Source organism: Minwuia sp. (genome assembly GCF_048263705.1).
Classification (GTDB): Bacteria; Pseudomonadota; Alphaproteobacteria; order Minwuiales; family Minwuiaceae; genus Minwuia.
On record NZ_JBLXDV010000027.1, the window covers coordinates 1 to 6,439 of the forward strand.

At 63.7% G+C, this 6,439-nt stretch carries 6 protein-coding genes; 5 read left to right on the forward strand and 1 reads right to left on the reverse strand.

From position 1 onward, the window contains the following. Positions 1-752: alpha/beta hydrolase (locus ACN0X7_RS20125; protein WP_417520255.1), on the reverse strand; the 752-nt coding region annotated here is incomplete at its 3' end. 87 nt (positions 753-839) lie between these two features. Between ACN0X7_RS20125 and ACN0X7_RS20130 the strand changes: the two genes are divergently transcribed. The 5 genes from ACN0X7_RS20130 to ACN0X7_RS20150 all read left to right on the forward strand — a co-directional run bounded on the left by ACN0X7_RS20130 (position 840) and on the right by ACN0X7_RS20150 (position 6,345). Continuing rightward, positions 840-1,556 (forward strand): A24 family peptidase, encoded by a 717-nt coding sequence (locus ACN0X7_RS20130; protein WP_417520256.1) that lies wholly within the window; start codon positions 840-842, stop codon positions 1,554-1,556. A gap of 91 nt (positions 1,557-1,647) precedes the next feature. Continuing rightward, a complete protein-coding gene (cpaB, locus tag ACN0X7_RS20135) occupies positions 1,648-2,760 on the forward strand; it encodes a Flp pilus assembly protein CpaB (RefSeq protein WP_417520257.1) in 1,113 nt (370 codons plus the stop codon). Positions 2,761-2,801: 41 nt separating this feature from the next. Beyond that, entirely contained in the window at positions 2,802-4,385 is a 1,584-nt protein-coding gene (locus ACN0X7_RS20140; protein WP_417520258.1) for a type II and III secretion system protein family protein, read from the forward strand. A gap of 13 nt (positions 4,386-4,398) precedes the next feature. Beyond that, positions 4,399-5,049 carry a CpaD family pilus assembly protein gene (locus ACN0X7_RS20145; protein WP_417520259.1) on the forward strand — a complete coding sequence of 217 codons (651 nt, stop codon included), beginning with the start codon at positions 4,399-4,401 and terminating at the stop codon, positions 5,047-5,049. Between the two features lie 6 nt (positions 5,050-5,055). Continuing rightward, positions 5,056-6,345, forward strand: coding sequence for a pilus assembly protein CpaE (locus ACN0X7_RS20150; protein ID WP_417520260.1), 1,290 nt, complete (start codon positions 5,056-5,058; stop codon positions 6,343-6,345). Positions 6,346-6,439: the final 94 nt, after the last annotated feature.

Consider the following 6,439-nt stretch of genomic DNA (forward strand, 5'->3'; position numbering starts at 1 on the left):
TGCACCGCCTCGAGGATCCCCGCCTCTGCCAGCCTGCGGGCCGAGGCATAGGCGCGTTCGACCCAGCCCCAGCTACCCGGTCCCATGACCAGTTCGGGCCGCTTTTCACGCCACCATGCCTCATCGGCGTAGCGATCGTCATCATGGGTCAGCAGATCCCGCCTCCGCGCTGGTATTTCGCCGGGCTTCTCGCTCCATTTCCAGGCCGGACGCGCCGGGTCTCCAAGCTTCGTCATCAACCGCGCGACTGCATGGAGCAGACTGAGCGGCAACGGCGGTCCCGACATACCTATCATGGGTGCGCTGAGCACGGTGGCATCGGGGTCGACCAGTCCGTCGACCAACGCACGCATCACAAGGTGGCCGCCCATCGAATGCCCGGCCAGCACATGCGGGCCTAGTGTTTCATCGCGCCAGGCGGTCCAGAAATGTGCAAGGTCGGCGGTCCAACTTGAGAAATCGTCGACATGACCGGTGACCGCGTCCTTACCGAGACGGCCAGAACCTGCCTGTCCGCGCCAATCAACTGCCGTGACACGCCAGCCGGCGCGGTGCCATTGTTCGAGTGTTTCGAGATACTTTTCGTAGAAGTCGCCGCGTCCAGGCAGGAACAGGATCGAGCCACGCTCGCCGCCTTGTGCGCCGGGCCAGTCGATACGCCTGATCTGGTGGCCGTCGGCCAGAAGATGGGTCGATTCGCTCGCCTGCGGCGGGATCGCGCGGCGATCGATCGGCTCGCGTGACGTTTGCATGACGGCTATGGCGGCCTCCTCTATGGTTACTTTTTGGTAAGCACGTTCCTGTAGCACCGCATCCCGAAGAAGTGCCTCGGGGGCGTCATGCAGAGCCAGATTTTCACCTACGTATTGCTTGCCGGATTGGCAATCGCACTCCTGTGGGTGATCGTGACCGATCTCAAGAGCCGCACGATCAGCAACCGGCTGACCTTGACGATTGCACTCGGTGCACCGCTCTACTGGCTTTCGATCGGATTGCCGCTGTGGCCGGGCATCGCATACCAGATCGGTCTGTCGCTCCTCGTTTTCGCGGCCTGCTGCCTTCTCTTCGCGATCCGCCAGATGGGCGGCGGCGATGTGAAACTGCTTACTGCCCTCGCGCTGTGGATCCCGCCGTCGCAATTCACGATGCTGCTCGTCGCCATGGCCATGCTTGGCTGGGTGCTGACCATGGCGATCGGCGCCTGGCGAGTGGCCCATTCGAGAACATTGGGGACCCGTCCTGCTCGCGACACGGCATTCCTGGTGGTCGGGACTGCAGTCGCGGCCGTCTTCGCCAGTGCCGTACTGGGGGGACCGACGCTTCCACTGCCGGGCGAAGCAGGCCCGAACGCCTCGACCAGCGCCACGGCTGCAATGCTGTTCGTGCTCGCGCCGTTCATTGTTCTGCTGGTGGTCACGCTCGGATCGATCCGCATCATCCGCCGTCACGACAACGACCTGTGGGTACCCTACGGCCCTGCGATTTCACTCGCCGGCATCTGGATACTGGCCAGCGGCGATCTGCTCGCGCGCGGAGTGACGCTCCCCATCGGCTGACAACGCGATCTTAACCAATTCGCCGGTACAGCATGCAACCATACTTGCCCGCATTGAAATTTGGCGGGCCGAACTAGGGGGCTTGATAGCCATGGATAGGAAGAAGCTGGTTCTGCTGGTTGCTGCACTGATCGTCGCGGTCGGTACGGCGCTCGTCGCACGGAGCATGTTTGCTGGCGCCGGAGCGCCGCAGGCAGACGCCGCCGCGCAGGTTGAAGCGCAGGGCCCGAAGGTCCTCGTCGCACAGCGCGCATTGCCGGTTGGGACAATCATTACCGCCGATGCGATCGGCTTCCAACTCTGGCCCGAAGAACTGGTCCAGGACGCCTATTTCCTCGACGGCGAGGCCGACATGAGCAAGCTGCTCGGCACCGTCGTTCGTCACCCCATCACCGCCGGCGAACCGGTAACCCAAGGTTCGCTCGTCGCGCCGGGTGATCGCGGCTTCCTCGCTGCCGCCCTCGCCCCGGGCATGCGTGCCATCACCGTGCCCGTCACCGCTCAGTCGGGTGTGGCTGGGTTCGTCTTTCCCGGCGACCGTGTCGACATGGTGCTGACCCAGCAGGTCGAAGGCACGGAAGGCGCCAATCTGAAAGCGTCGGAAACCATCCTTCGTAACCTTCGCGTCCTGGCGACCGACCAGTCGACGGTTTCGGAAAAGGCCGAAGATGGTTCGACGGTGGTCAAGGAGTTCCGCACGGTGACGCTCGAAGTCACCCCGGTCATCGCCGAGAAGGTTGCGGTTGCGCAGACCATAGGGACGCTGAGCCTCTCGTTGCGTTCGCTCGCCGACAACCAGACCGAACTCGAACGCGCAATAGCGGCGGGCGACGTCAACATTCCCGATGACGCCACACCGGAGGAAGAGGAACGTCTGCTGCGCCAGGCGATGGCCCGCCCGGACGACGGCAAGAGCACTTATGTCACCGGTGGCGACGTGTCGCGCTTCCAGCGCCGGACGGCCCCGCCGCAGGGCGTAGTCGGCGGCGCTCCGGTCCAGGCGGCACCGGCTGGTGCACCTGCGGCAGCACCGGTTCGCCAGGGTCCGAGCGTCCGGGTGACGCGCGGCAAGGAAACCGAAGACGTGCCGGTCGGGGCGGTCGGCATCAGCGCCTCGACCAGCGCCTTCCTCGGCAAGCAAGCCTATGGGACTGCGCAAGCTGCGAAAGCCGTGCCGGTCGCACAGGCGGTGGGCGTCAAGTGAGCCGAAAAGAACAAGCGGGAAGCCATTCAGGGGGCAATTCCATGAAACGTCGTCTTACCACCAAACTGCTGCTCGCCAGCCTGGCGGTCACGCCGCTGGCGGCCGCACCGACGACCGTCGCAACGGCCCAATCGGTCGTGCGCCCGAGTTCGGAAATCGTCCTGTCGATCGGACGCGGCGAACTGGTCAACGTTCCAGGCGCCATGGCCGACATCTTTGTCGCCGACGACAATGTCGCCGACGTTCAAGTCAAGTCGCAGCGCCAGCTCTACGTCTTTGGCAAGTCCGGCGGCGAGACGACGATTTACGCGAGCAACCGTGCGGGCGACATCATCTGGTCGGCCAATGTTCGCGTGGGTTCGAACATCGGCAGCATCGATCAGCTTCTCGCGCTGGCGATGCCCCAGGCAAAGATTTCGGTCGCGACGATGGGCACCAATGTCATCCTGCTGACCGGTACCGTAGCCGCGCCCGAAGACGCCGAGGAGGCTCAGCGCCTCGTCGAAGCCTATGTCGGCGATGGTGCGAACGTCATCAGCCGTCTGCGGATGGCAACGCCGCTGCAGGTGAACCTGCAGGTCCGCATTGCCGAAGTCAGCCGCAGCTTCGTTCGCGCGCTGGGGGTCAATCTGACCAGCATCGACAGCAGCAGCGGGTTCAAGTTCGGCATTGGCCAAGGACGCACGGGCGCGATCCCCGAGTTCAATCCCGGCCGCGCGCTGGGAACCGGTTCGCAAACCGTCGAACGGGTGTTCAACCCCGTGACGGGCGAAATCGAAGAACTGCCCGGCTCCACAGTCACTCCGATTTCACCGGGCACCACGCTCGGTGCCTTCGGCAAGTTCCTCGGCCTCGATATCGGCGCCGCGCTCGATTTGGCAGAGACCGAGGGCCTCGTGACCACGCTGTCGCAACCCAATCTGACCGCGCTCTCGGGCGAGACGGCCGAATTCCTCGCGGGCGGCGAATTTCCGATCCCGCTGAGCCAGGGTCTGGGGACCACCACCGTCGAATACAAGAACTTCGGTGTCAGCCTTGCCTATTCGCCGACGGTTCTCGCGAATGGCCGTATCTCGATGCGAGTGCGTCCGGAGGTTTCGGAAATCTCGAGCCAGAACGCGATTACGCTGAACGGCTTCCAAGTGCCTTCGCTAGTAACCCGCCGTGCGGAGACGACTGTCGAGCTCGGCTCCGGTCAGAGCTTCATGATCGCAGGGTTGCTCTCGAACAGTGCAACCAATTCGATCGACAAGGCTCCGGGGCTCGGCGACGTGCCGATCTTGGGCAATCTGTTCCGCTCGACCACTTATCGCAAGGGCGAGACCGAGCTGGTGATCGTGGTGACACCCTACCTGGTCAAGCCTGTCAACGCGAACGACATCAAGCTGCCGACCGATGGGTTCCGCAAGCCGACCGAGTACCAGCGCCTGCTCGGCTTCCAGCAGAGCGATGGCGTGACGGGCGGCGACCGCCCGAAACCGCGCGCCGTCGAAAGCACTCCGGCGGAACCGACCATCTCGTATGGTGCACCGGCCGACAATGGCGAGGAGCGGGCGGACAACCAGCCCGATGCACGCCGCAACGAACGTACCGCGTCGGCCCAGCCCGGCTTCAGCTTCGAATAGGGGGACGAGTTTCATGGCCAAGGCAATCAATCGCAAGCTCGCCGGTTCGCTGGCAGTCTCGCTCAGCCTCGTGCTGGGGGCCTGCGGCGGCTTCCCGACCGACAACCGCTCGCTCTACAGCGCGCGCCAGCCCGTCGTGGAGCGGACCAATTTCACGCTCGACGTGAATACCGCTGGCGACGGGCTTCCGGTCAGCGAGCAGCAGCGCGTCGATGGCTGGTTCGAGGCCATGGGTCTCGGCTACGGCGACCGCATTTCGCTCGACGATCCGACCGCCAATCCCGCGGTGAAAGAAGATCTCGCGGCGCTTGCGGGTCGATACGGCCTGCTGATCAGCGAAGGTTCGCCGGTCACCGCCGGATATGTCGATCCGGGCCAGGCCCGTATCGTCGTGACCCGCTCGACTGCCAGCGTACCTGGCTGCCCCGACTGGTCGGCGAACAACGAGGCCAATGAACACAATGCGACCTACCCCGGCTACGGCTGCGCGGTGAACGGCAATCTTGCCGGTATGGTCGCTAACCCGGAAGACCTGATTTCCGGCCAGCAGGGCACCGGCGAGACCGTTGTCTCCACTTCGACCAAGGCCATCAGGGCCTATCGTGAGCAGGCCCCCACGGGCGGCGATCTGGCCGAAGTCAGCACCCAAGAAGGAGGAGGCTAAACAGCCATGAGCGCTTCACTCAAATCCGGCATCACGGGCAATCGCGACCCATTCGCGGCCTATATCTGCGACGAGACGGCCCTCGATGTGCTGCGTCCGGTGGTGATCGAACTCGGCTGGCAGCCCGAAAAATGCAACAAGGGCGGCCTGCGCAACGCCATCCAGTCGCTGTCGGTGTCGGCAAGCCCGAACATCCTGATGGTCGACCTGTCGGAGAGCGGCGACCCGCTGAACGACATCAACGCGCTGGCCGAGGTCTGTGAACCCGGCACAGTCGTGATCGCCATCGGCCAGGTCAACGACGTGCGCCTCTATCGCGATCTGCTCGCTAGCGGCATTCACGACTACTTGCTGAAGCCGCTGTCGGCCAGCATGCTCCGCGATTCGCTCAATCAGGCACAGGCTGTCTTCATGGCGCCGCGCGGGGGCGAGGAAGAAGGCGTCAAGCGCCACATCTCGACTGCGGTCATCGGCACCCGCGGTGGTGTCGGCGCATCGACGCTGGTCACGTCGCTCGCATGGCTCTTCTCGACGGAAAAGCGCATGCCGACCGCTATGCTCGACCTCGATGTCCATTTCGGCACCGGTGCGTTGACGCTCGATCTCGAGCCGGGACGCGGGCTGACCGACGCGATCGACAATCCGAGCCGTATCGACGGCCTGTTCATCGAGCGCGCCATGATCCGCGCGAACGACAACCTTTCGATCCTCTCTGCCGAAGCTCCGATCAGCCATCCCCTGATGACCGATGGCGCGGCTTTCATGCAACTGCAGGAAGAGTTCAAGCACACGTTCGAAATGACCGTGCTCGACATGCCGCGCAACATGATGATCAATTTCCCGCACCTGCTCAACGACGTGAACGTCGTCGTGCTGGCGACGGAAATGTCGCTGGCCTCGGCGCGCGACACGATCCGCATCCTGTCGTGGCTCAAGACCAATGCCCCGCATGCTCAGGTTCTGATCGTCGCGAACAAGGTTCAGCCCGGGGTCGCAGAGATAAGCAAGGCTGACTTCGAAGCCTCGATCGAACGCAAGATCGATATCCAGATCCCCTTCGATCAGAAGGCGGCGGCCAATGCGGCCAAGCTGGGCAAAACCTTCGTCGATGCCAATGGCAGTTCGAAGGCGAGCGCGTCGATCAAGCAATTGTCGACGCAGGTGATCGGCGCCGGCGACGAGGACGCGGAAGACGCGGAAGAGGCTGGCGCGAAGAAATCGCTGCTGGGAAGTTTCGACTTCAAGAACCTGCTGGCGAAGAAAAAGGACGCGCCTGCCACCGCAACTGCTGAATAGACAGGATCCGGGGCGGCCCCTGTCCACCGAGAATTGGACGGAGAAAACGGATGAACATTATCCAGCTGGTGCTGTTGGCCAATGGGGGCGGGGC